This window comes from Hyphomonas sp., from assembly GCF_046313735.1.
Lineage (GTDB): Bacteria > Pseudomonadota > Alphaproteobacteria > Caulobacterales > Hyphomonadaceae > Hyphomonas.
In genome coordinates, this window is sequence record NZ_JBKBXW010000016.1 from 15,070 (window position 1) to 31,976 (window position 16,907).

24 protein-coding genes are annotated in these 16,907 nt (G+C 66.6%); 10 read left to right on the forward strand and 14 right to left on the reverse strand.

Translation table 11 applies throughout. The features are described from left to right. Positions 1-104 precede the first annotated feature (104 nt). The 5 genes from ACK4SV_RS09225 to ACK4SV_RS09245 all read left to right on the forward strand — a co-directional run bounded on the left by ACK4SV_RS09225 (position 105) and on the right by ACK4SV_RS09245 (position 4,538). On the forward strand, positions 105-746 hold the full coding sequence (locus ACK4SV_RS09225; protein ID WP_409917532.1) for a hypothetical protein: 642 nt from the start codon (positions 105-107) through the stop codon (positions 744-746). 70 nt (positions 747-816) lie between these two features. Continuing rightward, complete coding sequence (locus tag ACK4SV_RS09230; protein ID WP_409917533.1) at positions 817-1,182, forward strand: hypothetical protein; 366 nt, start codon at positions 817-819, stop codon at positions 1,180-1,182. Positions 1,183-1,275: 93 nt separating this feature from the next. Then, positions 1,276-2,682, forward strand: a complete 1,407-nt coding sequence (lpdA, locus tag ACK4SV_RS09235; RefSeq protein WP_409917534.1) for a dihydrolipoyl dehydrogenase — start codon at positions 1,276-1,278, stop codon at positions 2,680-2,682. A gap of 94 nt (positions 2,683-2,776) precedes the next feature. Beyond that, positions 2,777-3,196 (forward strand): N-acetyltransferase family protein, encoded by a 420-nt coding sequence (locus tag ACK4SV_RS09240; RefSeq protein ID WP_409917535.1) that lies wholly within the window; start codon positions 2,777-2,779, stop codon positions 3,194-3,196. A gap of 4 nt (positions 3,197-3,200) precedes the next feature. Further along, positions 3,201-4,538 carry an ATP-dependent RecD-like DNA helicase gene (locus ACK4SV_RS09245; RefSeq protein WP_409917536.1) on the forward strand — a complete coding sequence of 446 codons (1,338 nt, stop codon included), beginning with the start codon at positions 3,201-3,203 and terminating at the stop codon, positions 4,536-4,538. Between the two features lie 4 nt (positions 4,539-4,542). Here ACK4SV_RS09245 and ACK4SV_RS09250 read toward each other — a convergent pair whose 3' ends face one another. The 5 genes from ACK4SV_RS09250 to dut all read right to left on the reverse strand — a co-directional run bounded on the left by ACK4SV_RS09250 (position 4,543) and on the right by dut (position 6,698). Continuing rightward, complete coding sequence (locus tag ACK4SV_RS09250; RefSeq protein ID WP_409917537.1) at positions 4,543-5,283, reverse strand: RDD family protein; 741 nt, start codon at positions 5,281-5,283, stop codon at positions 4,543-4,545. 82 nt (positions 5,284-5,365) lie between these two features. Then, positions 5,366-5,596, reverse strand: coding sequence for a hypothetical protein (locus ACK4SV_RS09255; RefSeq protein WP_409917538.1), 231 nt, complete (start codon positions 5,594-5,596; stop codon positions 5,366-5,368). A gap of 37 nt (positions 5,597-5,633) precedes the next feature. Beyond that, positions 5,634-5,861, reverse strand: a complete 228-nt coding sequence (locus tag ACK4SV_RS09260; RefSeq protein ID WP_409917539.1) for a hypothetical protein — start codon at positions 5,859-5,861, stop codon at positions 5,634-5,636. A gap of 60 nt (positions 5,862-5,921) precedes the next feature. Beyond that, positions 5,922-6,143, reverse strand: coding sequence for a hypothetical protein (locus ACK4SV_RS09265; protein ID WP_409917540.1), 222 nt, complete (start codon positions 6,141-6,143; stop codon positions 5,922-5,924). A gap of 99 nt (positions 6,144-6,242) precedes the next feature. Then, entirely contained in the window at positions 6,243-6,698 is a 456-nt protein-coding gene (gene dut, locus ACK4SV_RS09270) for a dUTP diphosphatase (protein ID WP_409917541.1), read from the reverse strand. Between the two features lie 101 nt (positions 6,699-6,799). Between dut and ACK4SV_RS09275 the strand changes: the two genes are divergently transcribed. Both ACK4SV_RS09275 and ACK4SV_RS09280 read left to right on the forward strand, forming a co-directional pair. Beyond that, complete coding sequence (locus tag ACK4SV_RS09275; RefSeq protein ID WP_409917542.1) at positions 6,800-7,063, forward strand: type II toxin-antitoxin system ParD family antitoxin; 264 nt, start codon at positions 6,800-6,802, stop codon at positions 7,061-7,063. Next, entirely contained in the window at positions 7,060-7,386 is a 327-nt protein-coding gene (locus tag ACK4SV_RS09280) for a type II toxin-antitoxin system RelE/ParE family toxin (protein ID WP_409917543.1), read from the forward strand. The genes ACK4SV_RS09275 and ACK4SV_RS09280 overlap by 4 nt, the downstream gene beginning before the upstream one ends. A 3-nt stretch (positions 7,387-7,389) precedes the next feature. Here ACK4SV_RS09280 and coaBC read toward each other — a convergent pair whose 3' ends face one another. After that, positions 7,390-8,619 (reverse strand): bifunctional phosphopantothenoylcysteine decarboxylase/phosphopantothenate--cysteine ligase CoaBC, encoded by a 1,230-nt coding sequence (coaBC, locus tag ACK4SV_RS09285; protein ID WP_409917544.1) that lies wholly within the window; start codon positions 8,617-8,619, stop codon positions 7,390-7,392. A 141-nt stretch (positions 8,620-8,760) separates the two neighbouring features. Then, positions 8,761-9,081, reverse strand: a complete 321-nt coding sequence (locus tag ACK4SV_RS09290) for a hypothetical protein (protein WP_409917545.1) — start codon at positions 9,079-9,081, stop codon at positions 8,761-8,763. A 198-nt stretch (positions 9,082-9,279) separates the two neighbouring features. Between ACK4SV_RS09290 and ACK4SV_RS09295 the strand changes: the two genes are divergently transcribed. After that, a complete protein-coding gene (locus ACK4SV_RS09295) occupies positions 9,280-9,792 on the forward strand; it encodes a nuclear transport factor 2 family protein (RefSeq protein WP_409917546.1) in 513 nt (170 codons plus the stop codon). Positions 9,793-9,814: 22 nt separating this feature from the next. On the opposite strand, the gene ACK4SV_RS09300 is transcribed toward ACK4SV_RS09295, so the two are convergent. Beyond that, a complete protein-coding gene (locus ACK4SV_RS09300) occupies positions 9,815-11,341 on the reverse strand; it encodes an AarF/UbiB family protein (RefSeq protein ID WP_409917547.1) in 1,527 nt (508 codons plus the stop codon). Between the two features lie 92 nt (positions 11,342-11,433). Here ACK4SV_RS09300 and ACK4SV_RS09305 point away from each other — a divergent pair, with 92 nt between their 5' ends. Next, a complete protein-coding gene (locus ACK4SV_RS09305) occupies positions 11,434-11,598 on the forward strand; it encodes a hypothetical protein (protein ID WP_409917548.1) in 165 nt (54 codons plus the stop codon). A gap of 17 nt (positions 11,599-11,615) precedes the next feature. Here ACK4SV_RS09305 and ACK4SV_RS09310 read toward each other — a convergent pair whose 3' ends face one another. Continuing rightward, a complete protein-coding gene (locus ACK4SV_RS09310) occupies positions 11,616-12,404 on the reverse strand; it encodes a class I SAM-dependent methyltransferase (RefSeq protein ID WP_409917549.1) in 789 nt (262 codons plus the stop codon). Positions 12,405-12,450: 46 nt separating this feature from the next. Here ACK4SV_RS09310 and mutM point away from each other — a divergent pair, with 46 nt between their 5' ends. Further along, complete coding sequence (gene mutM, locus ACK4SV_RS09315) at positions 12,451-13,296, forward strand: bifunctional DNA-formamidopyrimidine glycosylase/DNA-(apurinic or apyrimidinic site) lyase (protein WP_409917550.1); 846 nt, start codon at positions 12,451-12,453, stop codon at positions 13,294-13,296. A 104-nt stretch (positions 13,297-13,400) separates the two neighbouring features. Here mutM and ACK4SV_RS09320 read toward each other — a convergent pair whose 3' ends face one another. From ACK4SV_RS09320 to ACK4SV_RS09340, 5 genes are read right to left on the reverse strand one after another with little or no spacing between them, the layout of a single operon-like run. Beyond that, positions 13,401-14,603, reverse strand: coding sequence for an FAD-dependent oxidoreductase (locus ACK4SV_RS09320; RefSeq protein WP_409917551.1), 1,203 nt, complete (start codon positions 14,601-14,603; stop codon positions 13,401-13,403). Positions 14,604-14,634: 31 nt separating this feature from the next. Next, on the reverse strand, positions 14,635-15,804 hold the full coding sequence (locus ACK4SV_RS09325) for an acyl-CoA dehydrogenase family protein (protein WP_409917552.1): 1,170 nt from the start codon (positions 15,802-15,804) through the stop codon (positions 14,635-14,637). Positions 15,805-15,863: 59 nt separating this feature from the next. Continuing rightward, a complete protein-coding gene (locus ACK4SV_RS09330; protein ID WP_409917553.1) occupies positions 15,864-16,253 on the reverse strand; it encodes a type II toxin-antitoxin system VapC family toxin in 390 nt (129 codons plus the stop codon). Further along, entirely contained in the window at positions 16,250-16,501 is a 252-nt protein-coding gene (locus tag ACK4SV_RS09335; RefSeq protein WP_409917554.1) for a FitA-like ribbon-helix-helix domain-containing protein, read from the reverse strand. The genes ACK4SV_RS09330 and ACK4SV_RS09335 overlap by 4 nt, the downstream gene beginning before the upstream one ends. Before the next feature lie 41 nt (positions 16,502-16,542). After that, positions 16,543-16,893 carry an MmcQ/YjbR family DNA-binding protein gene (locus tag ACK4SV_RS09340; RefSeq protein ID WP_409917555.1) on the reverse strand — a complete coding sequence of 117 codons (351 nt, stop codon included), beginning with the start codon at positions 16,891-16,893 and terminating at the stop codon, positions 16,543-16,545. Between the last annotated feature and the right edge of the window lie 14 nt (positions 16,894-16,907).

Sequence of the window (16,907 nt, forward strand, 5' to 3'; positions counted from 1 at the left end):
GCCTCAAGCCGCGCCAATCCCTGCCGCGCGGGAGGGGGGGAATCGATCAAAATTCACCGAACCGCTTCAGCGGCTGCTTACCACGCCCATGCTATGCCGCGCGGATGCCCCGCCGGATCATCTATTTCCTGCTGACCGCCTATGCCATCGCCTTTGCCTTCGGCGCGATGACGGCGGTGCGCTGGCCCTCCATCGTGATGGTGATGGGCTGGATCCTGGCCGAAGACCTCTCCGGCGGCCTCAAGGAGGTGGACTGGCGCCAGCTCGGCATCGCCCATGGCGGCGCCTACCTCCTCGCTGCCGTCTGCTACTACGCCTCAGCCGCAACGATGGTCGCGCGCAGGCGCGGGGCCGTCCTCTGGTACCTGATGGCGATGACCGCCTCGGCGCCGGCCATCCTGCTCGTGCATTTCGATCCCGACTGGTGGCAGAACCCCAGCGCCGGGGAAGGCGCCCTCGCCGGCCTCGCCGCCGGCGCCCTGCTCCTCTTCTTCGCGGTGTGGGAGCTGCGCTGGCGCCCGCCCCGCCCGCCGGAAGAGGAAGAGCCAGAAGCACCCCAGCAGGTGATCATCTACCAGCCTGCCCCGGTTGAAGCGCCCGTGATGGCGATACGCCCCCGCCGCGCGCCGGTCTTCGTGCCGGACATCATGGTCGCCCGCCAGCGCGCCGCCTATGCCGCTCATGCCCGCCGCAAGGCCGAACGCCGCCGCCGGTATCAGGCCGAAGAAGAGTTCGCTGAGGATTAGGGCCGTATCATTGCGCCCTGCCCCGCATCGCCCTAGGTTTCAGGCCGAAGACTGCGGGGAGGCAGCCAGCATGACACTTCGTCAATACACCGCCCTTGCGCTCGGCGCAGTTGCCGCCTGGCTCCTCTGGCAGGGGATCGAAGTCGTGATGATCCTGACATCGCGCGGCAGCCCCCTGTCCGACGCGCTGCTCGAGCCGCCGACCAGCCTCTGGCGCATCCTCGCCGCCCTGATCGCGCTCGACGGCGCCGTGCTCGCCGCGCTGCGCATCCGCTTCGGCGCCGTGCTGGCCCTGATCGGCAGCCTGCTGTTTGCCGCCCTCGGCCTTGTGCTGATGCTGATGGGCACAGATGTGAGCATCTGGCTGGACGAAGTGATCTTCGGCGCGGTGATGGTGCTCCTCAGCGGCGTCCTGCTGGCGCTGAAACGCAGCTGAGTTCGGATTCTGGTCCCACCGGATTGATTTCGGGCTGAGAATGCATAGGTTGGCGCCGGATTCGGACCAGCCCCCTAAAAGGAATAAATTCCCATGGCAGAGACCTATGACGTCGTCATCATCGGCGGCGGCCCCGGCGGCTACAACTGCGCCATCCGCGCCGGCCAGCTTGGCCTGAAAGTCGCCTGTATCGAGACGCGCGCCACCCTCGGCGGCACCTGCCTGAATGTCGGCTGCATTCCCTCCAAGGCGCTTCTGCACGCCTCGCACCTCTTCCATGCCGCGCAGAACGAGTTTGCCGCCCTCGGTATCAAGACCGGCAAGGTAGAACTCGACCTCGCCCGGATGATGGCGCAGAAGGATGAGGCCGTCGAAGGCCTGACCAAAGGCATCGAATTCCTGTTCAAGAAAAACAAGGTCGAACACGTGAAAGGCCGCGGCCGGATCATGGCGCCCGGCAAGGTCGAAGTGACAGCCGCAGACGGCACAAAGCGCGTGCTGGAAACGAAAAACATCGTCATCGCCACCGGTTCGGAGCCCGCCACCCTGCCCGGCATCGAAATTGATGAGGAGCGCATCCTCTCCAACACCGGCGCGCTCAGCCTGAAGGCCGTACCGAAGAAGCTCGTCCTCATCGGCGCCGGCGTCATCGGCCTCGAAATGGGCTCTGTCTGGGCGCGGCTTGGGTCTGAAGTCACCGTCGTGGAATATCTCGACCGCATCCTGCCGCCCGCCGACGCAGAGGTGGCCAAGGAAGCCGAGCGCACCTTCAAGAAACAGGGCCTTGCCTTCAAGCTCGGCACCAAGGTTACCGGCATCGAGAAGACCAAGACCAAGCTCAAAGTCTCCGTCGAGCCCGCCAAGGGCGGCGAGACCGAAGTGCTCGAAGCCGACGCGGTGATCGTCGCCATCGGCCGCAAGCCGTACACGGAAGGTCTCGGCCTCGACGCGGTCGGCGGCAAGACCGACAAGCGCGGCGTGATCGAAGTCATCGACGGCCATTTCAAGGTCGCAGACGGCGTCTGGGCCGTCGGCGACTGTATCCACGGGCCGATGCTGGCCCACAAGGCGGAGGATGACGGCACAGCCGTCGCCGAACTGATCGCCGGCAAGGCGGGACATGTGAACTATGATCTCGTGCCCAGCGTCGTCTACACAAACCCCGAAATCGCCTGGGTCGGCAAGAATGAGGAAGAGCTCAAGGCCGCCGGCATCGAGTACAAGAAGGGCAAGTTCCCCTTCATGGCCAATTCGCGCGCCCGCACCAATCACGAGACGGCCGGCTTCGTGAAGATCCTCGCCGAAAAAGGCACCGACCGGATCCTTGGCGCCCACATGATCGGCGTCGGGGTCGGCGAGATGATTGCCGAAATCTGCGTGGCGATGGAATTCGGCGCCGCCTCGGAAGACATCGCCCGCACCAGCCACGCCCACCCGACCCTGTCCGAAGCCATCCGCCAGGCCGCCATGGGCGTCGAAGGCTGGACGATGCAGATGTAACGGGCAAGGTGCAACAGAATGGCAGAAGCGCTGGACGGGCGCGGCTGCCGCGCCTAGTCTGGCGCCCATGTACAGGCACGCCGGAGCAGGATGGATGATCAGGCCGCTGGAAACAGCGGACATCCCTTCTTGCCGGGACATCTTCACAGACTGCCTTCAGGACATGCCCTGGCGCGCCGCGCACCGGGGCCAGCACCTGACGCTGCGCCGCGCGCTCGAAGGCCAGCCCGGCTGGGTGGCCGAGGAACAGAACGCCGGCATCATCGGCTTCCTGACGCTGCAGGTCCCGGCCGATTATGTCGACCACCTGTTCGTGGCGGAGGACTGGCGCCTGTGCGGCGTGGCGCGCGGCCTCCTGGAGGTTGCGCGGCGCGAGGCGGAAGGCCCGCTGAGCCTTGATGTGGATACGGACAATATCACCGCCCGGCGCGCCTATGAGGCGCTCGGCTGGCAGGTCGTGGCCAGCACCGGGGGTGGCAGCCGCGGGCGCCAGATGCGCCTCGTCGGCCCCTGAGGGGATGACCACCCCTGCCCCGGAGACGGTCTATGCCGCGCCGGCTGACTGGGTGGCCCGCGGCGCGGGCGCACAGGGCAACCTGTTCCTGACCGGCCGGGCGGGCACCGGCAAGACGACGCTCCTGCGAAAATTCCTAGCCGAGGCCGGCGACACTGCCGTCGTCCTCGCCCCCACGGGCGTTGCCGCGATGAATGCCGGCGGGCAAACGATCCATTCCTTCTTCAAGCTGCCCCCGCGCCTTGTCGAGCCGCAGGATGTGCGCCGCCTGCCGAATGCGCGCGTCGTGCGCGCCATCGAGACCATGGTGATCGACGAAATCTCCATGGTGCGCGCCGATATGCTCGACGCCATCGACCGCAGCCTGAAACTCAATCGCGGCTCCAAGCGCCCGTTCGGCGGTGTACGGATGATCCTCTCCGGCGACCTGCACCAGCTGCCCCCGGTGATCTCGTCCGAGGAAGGCCCGATCCTCCAGGAGCGTTATGGCGGCGGATTCTTCTTCAACGCCCCGGCCTTCCGCGAGGGCGAGTTTGCGCTGCTTGCGCTGAAACATGTGTTCCGCCAGGCCGATCCGCGCTTCCTCGCCCTGCTCGGCGCGCTGCGTTCCGGCCGGGTGACGCCTTCCGATGAAGCCCTGCTGGAACGCCTCGTCTCCTCCCGCAAGGCGGCGGACGCTTCCGAAACGCATGTCGTGCTAACGCCCAACAATGCCAACGCCTTCCGCATCAACCAGACCCGGCTCGCTGAAATCCGTGGACAGAGCAAAGTCTTCCGCGCGGATGTCCAGGGCCAGTTCGAGGACAAGGCCTATCCCACCGAAGCCGATCTTGAACTGAAGGTCGGCGCCCGCGTCATGCTGATCCGCAACGATCCGGAAGGACGCTGGGTCAATGGCTCGCTCGCCCATGTCGCCGGCTTCGGCGCGCGCAGCGTGATCGTCGAGCTCGATGGCCGCGCCTATGAGATCGAGCCCGCCGCCTGGGAGAAATACCGCTACGGCCTCGAGGCTGACACCAAGAAAGTGAAGCGCGAAGTCATCGGCACGTTCAAGCAGGTGCCGCTGCGCCTCGCCTATGCCGTCACCATCCACAAGGCGCAGGGCCTGACGCTTGACCGCGTGTTCATCGACTTTGACGCCGGAATGTTCGCCCACGGGCAGGCCTATGTGGCCTTCTCCCGCGCCCGCACGCTGGAAGGCCTCGAAATCTCGCGGCCCCTGCGCCCGCGCGACATCGTGCTGGACCGCACGGCGTTTGCCTTCGGCGCGCTCGACACGATCGAGGAGACACCGGCCTATCTGCTGGCAAAATTCCGCAAGGACGAAGGCGTCCTCGTCTGAGGCGTCAGTCGAATGCGCCAGCCTGCGCCGTGCTCAGCCCTGCCCCATTGCGCGCGCGCACCATGGTCGAGCTCATAAGGTCATGCAGGCAGATCCGCTCGCGCGAGAACAGCCCCATCAGATAGCCGATGCCGAACGGGATCATGTTCACAACCAGGCGGCCCGCCGTATTGCGCAGGACAATCGCGCCAAGGCTCGCCCGCTCCTGCGTGCGGCTGACGACGACAGCGCCGCAGAGCAGCTTGCCCACCGTCGCCTGCAGGGACGAGCTTTCCATCAGGATACTGTAGGCCGTCCGCAAGATCACATATGTCAGCGTGAAGATGAACAGCTGCATCATCGCGGTCGCCTGCTCTGCTGATCCCTCGGGCGAGGCCGCATAGGTCGCCGCTGCGGCCAGGAGGCTGCCGCCGAACAGGAACGTCACCGCCAGCCAGACCAGCATGTCATCAATGAACAGGGCAATGATCCGCCGGCCGAAGACAGGTTTTCCGCCCGGATTGAACGTGGCCCCCGATTTGCGCATGGCCGAGCGGGCGAGGGTCTCCAGCGAGGCATCCTCGCGATCGAATATGGCCCCCGCCGCGCTGCGCCCGCGATCTGCCTCCAGGAAGGCCATCGCCTTCGGAGACAGGGGCTGCGGCGCCGGTTTCGAGGGAGCAAAGCCGCCAGCCGCAAACGGGCTGGGCTTCTTTCCAAATGCCTTGCGAGGCGCGCCGGTGAGGCCCGCTGCCGGCCGTCCCATAGACTTCATCGCTCCAGACCTCCCATTCCAGAGGTTCTGTATAGCTGTCATTGGTTGATATTCGGGAAACCTCCGCCCGGTCTCAGCCGAGCCGGCGGATATCGTCAGACAGCTGGCGGTCCTTGTCGGTCACGATCTCTTCCAGAACGCGCACGCGCTCTTTCAGCTTAGCGATATCCTGCCGCGCGCCGGAAAGCTCCTCGCGCAGCCCATCATCGGGCCGCTCGCGGTTCCGGGATTTGATCCAGGTATTGACGACGCCGGCGGCCACGCTGATCGCCACAATGGCGACAACCATCGAGAAAGGGTCCATGCGGCATTCCTTTGCGAGCCGGGCAAACAGCGAAACCTCAGGCGAGGCGGCGGATTTCTTCGGACAGCTGGCGCTCCTGATCGGTGACGATCTTCTCGAGCACGCGCACCCGGTCTTTCAGCTTTTCGAGGTCGGCGCGCATCGCTGCAGTGTCGCCATCGGCGCCCCGCGCGGCCAGTTTCGCCTTGGTCTTCATGTGCACTTCATAGGCGGCATACGCCATGCTGGCGACAACGATGACCGCGACCATTGTGAACACATCCATCAGTGCCTCCTGCTGCACAAAGTCCTGAACCTATAGCCCGGAGCGGGCATCGCCGCCAGATCAGCGGTCAAGATCGTCAATGTCCCGGCGAAGCTGCCAGTCGCGGTCGGTGATGATCCGCTCGAGGGTGCGTACCCGGTCTGTCAGCCGGTCGATCATCTCGTCCCGGGGATCGGGGCGCGGATCAGGGCCAGCATGGCGCACACGGGGGCGGCAACTCCGCCGGCCGATGAAGAACCAGGCGATTGCGAAGCCAAGAAAGATATAGAAAACAGGGCCCATATGCGCCTCCCTCCATATTGATAAACAATATGTGGGAGATGTTGTCTACTGTTCAAGAAAAATTGATCGATCCGGCGAAGTTTTTTTCGCGCCGCCGCCTTACCGTCCGGTAGAGCCGAACCCGCCCGCCCCGCGCGCGGTCCCGTCGAGCGCTTTTACCTCAGACCAGGCCAGCCGCGTGACCGGCGCGAGCACGAGCTGCGCGATGCGTTCCCCCCGGCGGATGGTGAAGGGCTCTGCGCCCAGATTGATCAGGATCACCTTGATCTCGCCGCGATAATCGGAATCGATCGTGCCCGGCGTGTTGAGGCAGGTCAGCCCATGCTTTGCTGCCAGCCCCGAGCGCGGGCGCACCTGGATCTCATAGCCCTCGGGGATCGCCACCGTCAGCCCCGTCGGCACCATCGTCCGCGCGCCCGGCGCCAGCACGACCGGCGCATCCTCCGCCACCGCCGCGCGCACATCCATCCCGGCCGATCCCGCCGTCTCATAGGCCGGCAGGTCCAGCCCCTCGAAATGCGCCAGCGGCACAACCTGAACCATCACATCGCTCATGCCCGGAGGGGTGCGGAGACTCTGCGCGGGAGTCAAGCCGGGCCCGTTTTGACGATGCGTGGCAATTGGCATATACTGCCAACGCTCACAGGAGGCCTGCCATGGCGACCCGGAATGTTGTCCTCACCGAAGCCCAGTCCGCGATGATCGACCGGCTGGTTGCCTCCGGCCGCTACCAGAATGCCTCCGAGGCGCTGCGCGCGGGCCTGCGCCTGCTGGAGCGCGAGGAAAGCGAAATGGACGCGCTTCGGGCGCGCCTCACGCTCAGCCTTGAGGAAGCCCGGCGCGGCGAGCTGGCCGAGGGCAGTGGCGAGGCCGCCATCCGGCGCGCCTTCCGCGCGGCGCGCAGGAAGGCCGCCAAGTGAAACCCTGGCGGCTGACCCGCCGTGCCGAAGCCGCACTCACCGGTATCGCAGACTGGACCTATGAGACCTTCGGCCCCCGTCAGGCGGAAGCCTATGAGCAAGACCTGATCGCCTGCTGCACCGGAATCGCCGCTGGCACCGTGCTGTCCCACAGTTGCCGCAAGCTGATTGATGCGAACCTGCCGGAGGATCTGCGCTTTGCCCGATCCGGCCAGCATTTCATCGTCTTCATCGAAGACGCTGCTGAAATCATCATCCTCGATTTCCTGCACGCCCGCGCAGACCTGCCCGGCAAGCTGAGCGCGCTGGACGAAGGCGGCTGACGCCTACTCCGCCGCCAGGCTGAAGGCGCCGTCATCGCCGCTCAGCGCATCGGCGATCCGCGAGGCGAGGCGGGCGCTGACAGCGTCCTTCGCCATGCGCGGCCAGCGTTCTGCGCCGGCGTGGGTGATCAGCGCGATCTCGTTCTCCGCCCCGCCCATGACATCGCCGGAGACATCGTTCGCCACGATCCAGTCGCAGCCCTTGCGGGCGAGTTTCTCGCGCGCATGGCGCTCGACCTCTTCGGTCTCCGCTGCAAAGCCGATGACGAGGCGCGGGCGTTTCTTTTTCTTCTGGCTCAGCGTGCGCAGGATGTCCGGGTTCTCTGTGAGCTCGATGGCCGGCGCGCCTTCCTTGCCCTTGAGCTTGAGTTTCTGGCTCGACGCCTTCACCGGGCGCCAGTCTGCCACCGCCGCCACCGAGACGAAAACACCCGCCGGCAGCGCATCTTCGCACGCCTTCAGCATCTCGCGCGCGGTCTCGATCCGCACCAGGTCCACGCCCTTCGGCGCAGGCAGGGACACTGGGCCGGAGACAAGCGTCACCCGCGCGCCTTCGGCAGCGAGCGCAGCGGCAATCGCATAGCCCTGCTTGCCGGAGGAATGGTTGGAGATATAGCGCACCGGATCCAGCGGCTCGCGCGTCGGCCCGGCAGTCACGAGGGCGTGCACGCCTGCCAGCCGCCCTGCCCGCTTCGGCGCGAGCGCGGCTTCCACGGCGGCCACAATCGCGGGCACTTCGGGCAGGCGCCCCGGGCCAAACTCCCCGCATGCCATCGGGCCGATGTCCGGCTCCAGCACGCTCACGCCATCCTCGCGCAGGCGCGCGACATTGCGGCGGGTCGCGGCATGGTCCCACATCCGCACATTCATCGCCGGCACCATCAGCACCGGCTTGTCGGTCGCCAGCAGCGCGGTGGAGGCAAGGTCATTGGCAAGGCCATTCGCAGCTTTCGCCATCAGGTCGGCGGTCGCCGGGCAGACGACGACGAGGTCCGCCGAGCGCGAGAGCTCGATATGCCCCATCTCGGTCTCATCGGTCAGGCTGAAGAGTTCGGAATAGACCTTTTCGCCCGAGAGCGCGGCCACCGACAGCGGCGTCACGAATTCCGCGCCAGCTTTAGTGAGGATCACGCGGGCGCCGATGCCGCGCCGCGCAAGCTCGCGGATCAGCTCGAGGCTCTTATAGGCAGCGATGCCGCCGCCGATGATCAGGAGGATGCGTTTTGCGCTCATCTGGCCATTCATGTCAGGCATATTGGGCATATCGGGTCCCGGAGGCCCCGTTCCTAGCGCAAAAAGATTGCTGCCGCCCCATCAAATCCGCGGGATTGCTGCGGCCACGTCAAGACACCGGCAAGGTTTGGAGCTGCCGCCTCAGCGCACCCGCACGATACGCGCAGAGCTCGACGCCGCGAAATCCTTGCGGTCAGCGGTGTCGGTGATCAGTGCCGGGCTGGAAGGCTCGCCCCGGCGGACGATGATGGTCGTCGCCGTCCGCTCGCCGGGCCGCATCGTCTGGATCACCTGCCGCGCCGGGCCGGGGCAGCCATCGCGGACGACCACCACCTGCGTAGTGCCGGCCGCAGGCGGCGTGATCAGCGCTGCACTGCCCCCGCATCCGGCACCCAGAAGCGCCTGCGCGCTGGCAGGACCAGAGAGGGCAATCGCGGCGAGGACGAGAATGGCAGCTTTCATGGCCGGGCTCCTGTCTGGCGGCATCGCCCGAAAGGTAACCCAAACGTTAACGCGGCGAAGGGCTTACTCCCCTGACGCGAACGCGCTTCTGCCCGGCAACCCGCCCCGGCGAATTATTCGCGCGGCGGGGGCCGGTGCCCCTCCCCCTCGACCGGATTCAGGCTTAACGTGGAGGCACAGGGCGGGGGGAAAATCAGCATGTCCGGTTTCAGGCTTTACATGGCGGCTTGCAGCATGACCGCCGCGCTTGCCCTCGGCGGCTGCAATTCGGACGAACTCCGGCCGCAGGACAAAACGGTGATCATCTCGGAAACCGGCGACTTCCTCCAGACCTGGGCCGAGACCCGCCTGCGAGGCAGTGGTGCCGACCTCGCGCCGATGTATTGGCCCGATTCCGGGTTCCTCTGGATCGAGGACGGCCGCGTGATGCATGATTACGGACCCGATGCCGCCGCCGCGCTCGATTTCTCAGCCACCGGCGGCTACACGCCAGAGCTCCTGCTCTCCAACTTCGAGATCACGCCCATCGCCCGGAATGTTGCCGCTGTGTCGGGCGATTATGTTCAGGCTCTACGCCTTGGCACCGTGCAGATCGAAGGCCCGGGCGTCTTCACGGCGACCCTCGTCAAGAAGGACGAACGCTGGCAATTCGTGCACGCACATTTCAGCCCAACGGCTGATTTCACCCCGGCGGCGCTGCCTGAGCCTTAAGCGGAGCCCGCACCCGGCCTGCCTAACTGAGCCCCTGCACCGCAAAGGCCGCGAGCCCGGCCAGCACGGCCACCAGCCCGAACCATCCCCACCAGGGCGCAAACCGCTCGCGCGGCGGCGGCGGCGCGGGCTGGGCGTTGAGGCTCGCCTCGAACCGGTCCATCACCTCCGGCAGGCGCTTCAGCCGGTTCGTCACATCACGGATCGTTTCGCCCACCATGCGCACTGCGCCTTCGGGGCCGAAATTCTGCTTCATCCAGGCCGCGATCACAGGCTCCGACGCGGTCCAGATATTGTGCGTGGGATCAATCGCGCGCGCGACGCCTTCCACCTGCACCATCGTCTTCTGCAACAGGACGAGTTCCGGGCGCAGCGCCATGCCGAAGGTGTGGGTGTAATCGAACAGCTGCAGCAGCACCCGGCCCATCGAGACTTCTTCGGCCGGCCGTCCGAACAGCGGCTCGCCGATGGAGCGCAGCGCCTGCGCAAAATCGCCCACCGACTGGCTCGGCGGCACATAGCCGGCCTCGAAATGCACTTCGGCAATGCGGTAATAGTCGCGCTTCAGGAAACCCCAGAGGATCTCCGCGAGAAAACGCCGCTCGGTCGGCCCGATCCGGCCGATGATGCCGAAATCGACAAGCGCAATTTTGCCCTCCGGCGTCAGTATGGCGTTGCCTTCATGCATGTCGGCATGGAAGACACCGTGATTGATCGCGCTGGAGAGGAAGCCCTGCGTGATGTCGTTGGCCAGCTGTATCCGGTCGATACCTGGCCGGTCGAAGGCGTCCGGCGCCGTCAGCGGCGTGCCCTCGATCCATTCGGCCGTCAGCACGCGGCGGCCCGTGCGTTCCCAGTCGACCTTCGGTATACGGAAGTAACCGAGCTTTTCGTGGATCTCGCGCATCTCGTCGGCCCCGCCGGCCTCAAGGCGCAGGTCGAGTTCGCGCAGCATCGAGCTCGCAATCGTCTCGGTGAACGCAACCGGGCGCAGCCGGCGGCTCTCGCTGGAGACGCCCTCGATGGTGCGCGCAGCGCGGCGCATCGCGGAGAGCTCAAGCTCCAGCTGCCGTTCGATCCCGGGACGGAGGATTTTCACCGCCATATCGCCCTCCGGCAGCGCCATCCGGTGCACTTGCGCCAGCGAGGCGGCGGCCACAGGGTCCGACAGGCTCGGAAACAGCCGCGCGGCCTCCGCCTCACCGAACTCCGCCGCCAGCGCCGCGCGCGCCGCCTTCATCGGAAACGGTGGCAGCTTGTCCTTCAGGCGCGAGAGATCGCCCGCCACTTCGGAGCCGAACACATCCGGCCGGGTCGCCAGGAATTGCCCGAGCTTGATATAGGCCGGCCCCAACTGTTCCAGCGCGCGCGCCAGCCGCTCGCCCGGACGCCCCTTCGCGCCGCCCGCCACGAGGCGCAGCATTCCGCCCGCAATCCGTGCGGGCAGCGGCAGGCGTGTGCGATAGGCGCCCGGCAGCACGACATCATGGCGCGCGAGCGAGGTGCCCGCGCGCATCAGGCGGCGATAATCGGAAAGTGCCCTCAGCATGGCCGGGCCTTTAGCGCCCACGCGGGGCGTTGGGAACCTCTGCCGCGCCTTGCGCGTTGTAAAGGCAACAGATAACCCCACAGGAGGCTTTCATGCCCAGTCCGCGTTCGTCCGGCAACGGAATGTTCTATTTCATCATTGGCGCCGTATTCGCCGGCGCAGTTGCCTTTGGCATCTACTATTTCGCCGAAGGCCCGGGCAGCTCGGACAATATCGAAATCTCCATCGGCGAAGACGGAATCCGCATCAACGATTGACGGGGCCACGCCGCGCATCAGACGGCCCAGCCAAAGTGCAGGGCCGCGATGCCGGCGTGGTAATTCGTGACCGAGACATTGCGGAAGCCTGCGCCTTCGATCTCTGCCCGGAAGGTTTCCTGATCCGGGAACTGACGAATGGATTCGATCAGGTATTGATAGCTCGCCCGGTCGCCCGCGATCATCTCGCCCATGCCGGGGATGACCGCAAAGCTGTAGGCGTCATATGCCTTCTGCAGCATCGGCGCCGTCATCTGGCTGAACTCCAGCACAGCGAGCCGTCCGCCCGGCTTCAGCACGCGGCGGAATTCCTTCAGGCCCGCGACCCTGTCGGCAAAGTTGCGGATGCCGAAGGAAATCGTCACGGCATCGAAGCTCCGGTCGGCAAAGGGAAGGTTCTGCCCATCGGCACAGATCCAGCTCAGCCGGCCTTCCCATTTGGCATTGTCGCTGCGCGCCTTGCCGGCTTCCAGCATCGCTTCATTGATGTCCGACACGATAGAGGTCGCCTGCCGCGCATCGCCGCGCCGGGCGCCAGCCTTGTCAGCCAGCGCCAGGAAGGCGCGCGCAAGCTCCCCCGTGCCGCCGGCCACATCGAGGTGGCGCTCGCCCGGCTGAGGGTTCACGCGGTTCATCGCGTCATGCTTCCAGAGGCGGTGCACGCCCCCGCTCATCGCGTCATTCATGATGTCATAGCGTGAGGCGACCGAGCGGAACACGCCCTTCACCCGGTCGACCTTCTCGGCCTCCGTTACCTCTTCGAAGCCGAAGGAGACCTTGCGGTCCCCGGTTTCCTGACCCGTCATGCGCATCCACCTTAACGCCTGATGATGTAGCGTATATGCGATAAAGATGCCTGAATTACCTGAAGTCGAGACAGTTCGCCGCGGACTTGCCCCTGTGATGGAGGGCCGCCGCATCCTGCGGGTCGAGCAGCGCCGCGCCGACCTGCGCTTTCCCCTGCCCGAGCGGTTTGCCGAGCGTCTCGCCGGCCAGCGGATCGACCGGCTCGCGCGGCAGGCGAAATTCCTGTCGGTCTTTCTCTCGGGCGGGGAAGTGCTGGTGATGCATCTCGGCATGACGGGGCGGTTTACCGTCTCCGGCCAGCTGACCGGCGATTTCCACCACGAGACGGGCAGCCTTGCCGCCCATGACCATGTTGTCTTCCACCTCGAGGGCGGGGAAACCGTCACCTATAACGACCCCCGCCGGTTTGGCTTCATGGAACTCTGGCCTGCCGAGGCGTTTGCGGCATACCCAAGGTTAATCGCGATGGGGCCGGAGCCGCTGTCGAACCGCTTCTCTCCCGCCTATCTGGACGAGGCCCTAAGGGGCAAGGCCGCCCCGATCAAGGCCGCCCTGCTGGACCAGAAGGTGATCGCCGGGCTCGGCAATATCTATGTCTGCGAGGCGCTGTTCCGCGCTGGCATCTCGCCCAAGCGCCTCTCCCGCACCATCCCCGGCCAGCGCGCCGCAAGGCTTGCCCCGGCCATCAACGCCGTGATCGCCGAGGCCATCGAGGCGGGCGGCTCGTCCATCTCGGACTTTGCCGCCGCCGATGGCGCGCTCGGCTATTTCCAGCACCGCTTCGACGTTTATGACCGCGAGGGAGAGGCGTGCAAACGCTGCGGCGGCACGGTGCAGCGCATCGTCCAATCGGGGCGGTCGACGTTTTATTGCGGCGGGTGCCAGCGGTAGGCCCTCACCTCCCACTTTGTGGGAGAGGTGTTAGTGGAGCTCCCCTTGACCCCTCTCCCTCTGGGAGAGGAGGGGCCCGCGCCGAAGGCGTGGGAGGTGAGGGCCTACCGCGCCGCCGCGAGCCCCAGCCGTTTCAGCGGAGACCCGATCCCCCCGGCCACCAGCCCGGCAAGGACCGGCGGGGCGGGCCACAGTTTCAGCAGCGGCGCAGCCAGCCGGTCGCGCAGCCAGGGCAGCACCGCCCCGTCGGACTGGTAGACCGGCGTGAACGCCCAGGTCATCCACTGATAGATCCGCACATGCATTGCCCGCAGCCGCAGGAAATGCTGGAGCGCCGGGCCAGCTTCGGCCGAATCTTCCAGCGCGCGGGCAAGGGCAAACGCATCCAGCAGCGCCATGTTCGCCCCCTGCCCCAGCTGCGGGCTCGCCGCGTGCCAGGCATCGCCAATATGGACGAGGCGGCCCTCCACTACCGGCGCATGGGTGCGGTGGCGATAGCCCGCGAAGGCCATCTGCTCGGGGGATTCGATCTGAGCCAGCAGCACATCGGTCTGCGGCCAGAGCGCCCGGGCGGCGTCTTTCCAATGGGTCAAAGGCTCGGAACGGAACGTATCGTATTGGTCTGCCCGGATGGACCAGAAATAGGTCAGGCTCTCCGGCGCGCCCGGGGACGCCCGCCCGGACGGCATCACGCCCGCCATCTTCCGCGCCGCCTCATAGCGCTGTTCCAGCGCGCGCGTGTCGAAGCCCGCCCCCTCCGGCCAGGGCAGCGTTGCCCAGAGCGCGCCATAGGCGAGCTCCGTCTTCGGCGCAGAGGACAGCGGCGAGCGCACGCCGAGCCCGTCGACGAGCAGGTCATACGGCCCATGCACCCCGCCGGCATCATCGACGAGCACGCCGGACTGGCCGTTGGCGGCGGTGATCCGCGTCTGCGTCACGAGGCGCACGCCTGCTGCCTGCGCGGCTGCCAGCAGCACATCGAACAGCGTTGCCCGCTGGATGCCCAGCCCGATCAGCCCCTTGCGCAGCGCGCTGTAGCGCACGTCCAGCACCGGGCGGCCTGTATCAGCGGAGACGCCCCAGAGCCGGTCAATCGGCGCGCCGAGCGCCTCGACCGCCTCGCGCAGCCCCATCGCGCCGAGCACGGCAAGTCCGGTTTCCTGCAGCATCAGGCCGGAGCCGACCGGGCCGGCAGCTGCAAACTGGTCGAACACCGCCACGCGGTGCCCCTGCCCCGCCAGCACCGCGCCAGCGGCGAGCCCGCCGATGCCCGCCCCGGCAATGCCGATACTCAGTGAGCGCCCCATCCTGCTTCCCTGCCCCCGCAAGACTTTCCGGTCAGATCATGCCGGCATCAGTCGGCAGGCCGAACAGAACCCGCCCGGTCAGCTCCAGCGTCGAAGGCGCGGTGACGATATGCTGGGTGATGGCATGGGCATCGCGGAAGCGGCGCTGCAGGTCGCTCGCCTCGAACAGCGCCGCGCCGCCGCCAAGATCGTAGAGGGTGCGGCAGATGTCGGCGCCGGTGCGCGTCATGTGGGTGCAGGCGAGGCGCAGATCGGCGCGCGCCCCGACCGGGATGGCGCCCTCGCCTTTTGCGATTGCCCAGACGCGGTCGATCTCCGCGAAGAGGTACGCCCTCGCCGCGCGCCACTGCGCCTCGCAGCGCGCGAATTCCGCCTGCATCGTCTGGCGCTCGGCGAGCGTCTTGGCGCTGCCCTGGCTTTTCTTCACCGTCGCAAGATCCCGGAACGCATCGAGCGCGCCGCGCGCATTCCCCAGCGCAACCGCCGAGACACCCAGCGCCAGCAGGCCGAAGGCGGGGAATTTATAGAGCGCACCCGCCTCACGCGGCGCATCTGCCACAAGCGAGACAGAGCGGCCCCTGGGCACGAGGATGTCCTTCACCTCGATATCGCCGGAGCCTGTGCCCTTCAGGCCCATGACATGCCAGGTGTCGTGCAAGATCGCCTCGGACGCCGCGAACACCATCATCCGCGCATCCGGCGCGCCGGAGGGAAGGCGCAGCATCTCGCCATTCTCCCAGACGGTGCAGCCACCGCAGAGCCAGGTGCAATTGGCCGAGCCCGAGCCCCACTGCCAGCGCCCGGTGACGCGGTAATGATCGCCCTCGACCACCGCCCGTCCCATCGGGGCGAAGACGCCGCCGGTGATCGTCATGGGATCGGCATAGATTTCGGCAGCGTATTCCGGCGCCATGTAAGCGGCGTTGAGCGCGGTGGTTGCCGCGATCATCGCGCACCAGCCTGCGCTTGCATTGGCGGCAGCAATCGCCTCGGTCGTCTCGACAATCTCGCGGGGGGAGAGCTCCAGCCCGCCAAAGGCGGCCGGCGAGACCATGCGGAAGACCCCCGCCTCCGCCAGCTTCTGCGCAAGATCCGCGGGCAATCGGCGCACGGCCTCCATCTCCGCCGCCCGCGCGGCGAGCTCCGGCAGGAGCGGGGTGACATGGGTCAGCGGCGAAGCGGGGGAGAGTGTATCAGCCATGCACCGGACGCTAACCGGAACAGGCGGGCGTGTCAGCCTTGAACTCGCGCGCGCCAGATTCAGCGGATCGAGTCGATCTCGACCCTGACGATGCCGGCAAGCCCCAGCCACGCCCTGTCAGCCGTCAGCACTTTCAGGCCTTCAACCTGCGCTGTCGCAAGACAGGCCCGGTCGGCGAGCGACAGGCCGTGGGCGCGCGTCAGGGGCCGCATGGCAGCAGCGGCGAGGGCGTGATCGGTGCTGAAGTCAAGAACTCGCACGCCTGTCTGATCGATCAGGTATTGGCTCTCATCGACGGAAAACCCGCGCTCATGGAGGCGGGCCGCCACTTCGGACAGGTTGACCGATGAGATCAGCGCGCCGGACGCAAGTGAGGATGCCATCTCCCACCCCCGTTCCTGCTGGAGGATCGCGAGGAGGACCGAGGCATCCACCAGAACGCCATTCATTCGCGGGCCGCTTCAGCCCGGCGTTCCGCAATCAACTCATCCACCAATGAGGGCGCACCCGGAGCGCGCAAAGCAGCCAGCTTCTCGCTGATCGCGCGCAGCCCTTCGGCTGACAGCTTCGGCGGAGTGAGCGTCGACTCCAGAATATCCCGCGCCTCTTCCTCCATGCTGCGGCCGTTGCGGGCGGCGCGCAGGCGGAGGGCTTCCTTCACGCGGTCGTCGAGTCTGCGGATCGTGATGCTGGCCATGGAGGGCAGTATACCAAGTGATAGCAATGCAATCAATGCAATCACTTTTGCCGAAGCTCACCATGCAGCTTCGCAGGCGCCGCATGGCGCCAGGACATGACGAGGGCGGAGCGCAGGGTGGCAAGATCGCAGGCGGCGAGGCGGATCGAAGTCGCGCCCTTCTCGCCCCATTTGTTGGGCACCGGAAAGAAGATCGCCGGCTCGGCCTCGCACAGCATTCGCTGCTCTTCCGGCGCCAGGAACACGTTCGAGAACTCATGATGCGGCGGCAGGGTGGCGAAGATCTTGCCCCTCGGCGCATCAACGCGGAAACTCGCCCAGTCGAAATGCGGGCGTTCGATCGCGCGCGGCAGGGCGAGCGCTTCGGCGCGCAGGGCCGATGCGGTGATCATGGGGGCTGTCTCTC

Bases quoted from the DNA above. Each gene is read 5' to 3' on its own strand.
- coaBC (WP_409917544.1), bottom strand. From the start codon at position 8,619: ATGAGCGCAAAACGCATCCTCCTGATCATCGGCGGCGGCATCGCTGCC.
- ACK4SV_RS09275 (WP_409917542.1), top strand. From the start codon at position 6,800: ATGGCGACCCGGAATGTTGTCCTCACCGAAGCCCAGTCCGCGATGATC.
- ACK4SV_RS09240 (WP_409917535.1), top strand. From the start codon at position 2,777: ATGATCAGGCCGCTGGAAACAGCGGACATCCCTTCTTGCCGGGACATC.
- mutM (WP_409917550.1), top strand. From the start codon at position 12,451: ATGCCTGAATTACCTGAAGTCGAGACAGTTCGCCGCGGACTTGCCCCT.
- ACK4SV_RS09265 (WP_409917540.1), bottom strand. From the start codon at position 6,143: ATGGGCCCTGTTTTCTATATCTTTCTTGGCTTCGCAATCGCCTGGTTC.
- ACK4SV_RS09290 (WP_409917545.1), bottom strand. From the start codon at position 9,081: ATGAAAGCTGCCATTCTCGTCCTCGCCGCGATTGCCCTCTCTGGTCCT.
- ACK4SV_RS09325 (WP_409917552.1), bottom strand. From the start codon at position 15,804: ATGGCTGATACACTCTCCCCCGCTTCGCCGCTGACCCATGTCACCCCG.
- ACK4SV_RS09340 (WP_409917555.1), bottom strand. From the start codon at position 16,893: ATGATCACCGCATCGGCCCTGCGCGCCGAAGCGCTCGCCCTGCCGCGC.
- lpdA (WP_409917534.1), top strand. From the start codon at position 1,276: ATGGCAGAGACCTATGACGTCGTCATCATCGGCGGCGGCCCCGGCGGC.
- ACK4SV_RS09255 (WP_409917538.1), bottom strand. From the start codon at position 5,596: ATGGACCCTTTCTCGATGGTTGTCGCCATTGTGGCGATCAGCGTGGCC.
- ACK4SV_RS09335 (WP_409917554.1), bottom strand. From the start codon at position 16,501: ATGGCCAGCATCACGATCCGCAGACTCGACGACCGCGTGAAGGAAGCC.
- ACK4SV_RS09320 (WP_409917551.1), bottom strand. From the start codon at position 14,603: ATGGGGCGCTCACTGAGTATCGGCATTGCCGGGGCGGGCATCGGCGGG.
- dut (WP_409917541.1), bottom strand. From the start codon at position 6,698: ATGAGCGATGTGATGGTTCAGGTTGTGCCGCTGGCGCATTTCGAGGGG.
- ACK4SV_RS09260 (WP_409917539.1), bottom strand. From the start codon at position 5,861: ATGGATGTGTTCACAATGGTCGCGGTCATCGTTGTCGCCAGCATGGCG.
- ACK4SV_RS09300 (WP_409917547.1), bottom strand. From the start codon at position 11,341: ATGCTGAGGGCACTTTCCGATTATCGCCGCCTGATGCGCGCGGGCACC.
- ACK4SV_RS09330 (WP_409917553.1), bottom strand. From the start codon at position 16,253: ATGAATGGCGTTCTGGTGGATGCCTCGGTCCTCCTCGCGATCCTCCAG.
- ACK4SV_RS09310 (WP_409917549.1), bottom strand. From the start codon at position 12,404: ATGACGGGTCAGGAAACCGGGGACCGCAAGGTCTCCTTCGGCTTCGAA.
- ACK4SV_RS09230 (WP_409917533.1), top strand. From the start codon at position 817: ATGACACTTCGTCAATACACCGCCCTTGCGCTCGGCGCAGTTGCCGCC.
- ACK4SV_RS09225 (WP_409917532.1), top strand. From the start codon at position 105: ATGCCCCGCCGGATCATCTATTTCCTGCTGACCGCCTATGCCATCGCC.
- ACK4SV_RS09305 (WP_409917548.1), top strand. From the start codon at position 11,434: ATGCCCAGTCCGCGTTCGTCCGGCAACGGAATGTTCTATTTCATCATT.
- ACK4SV_RS09245 (WP_409917536.1), top strand. From the start codon at position 3,201: ATGACCACCCCTGCCCCGGAGACGGTCTATGCCGCGCCGGCTGACTGG.
- ACK4SV_RS09295 (WP_409917546.1), top strand. From the start codon at position 9,280: ATGTCCGGTTTCAGGCTTTACATGGCGGCTTGCAGCATGACCGCCGCG.
- ACK4SV_RS09250 (WP_409917537.1), bottom strand. From the start codon at position 5,283: ATGGGACGGCCGGCAGCGGGCCTCACCGGCGCGCCTCGCAAGGCATTT.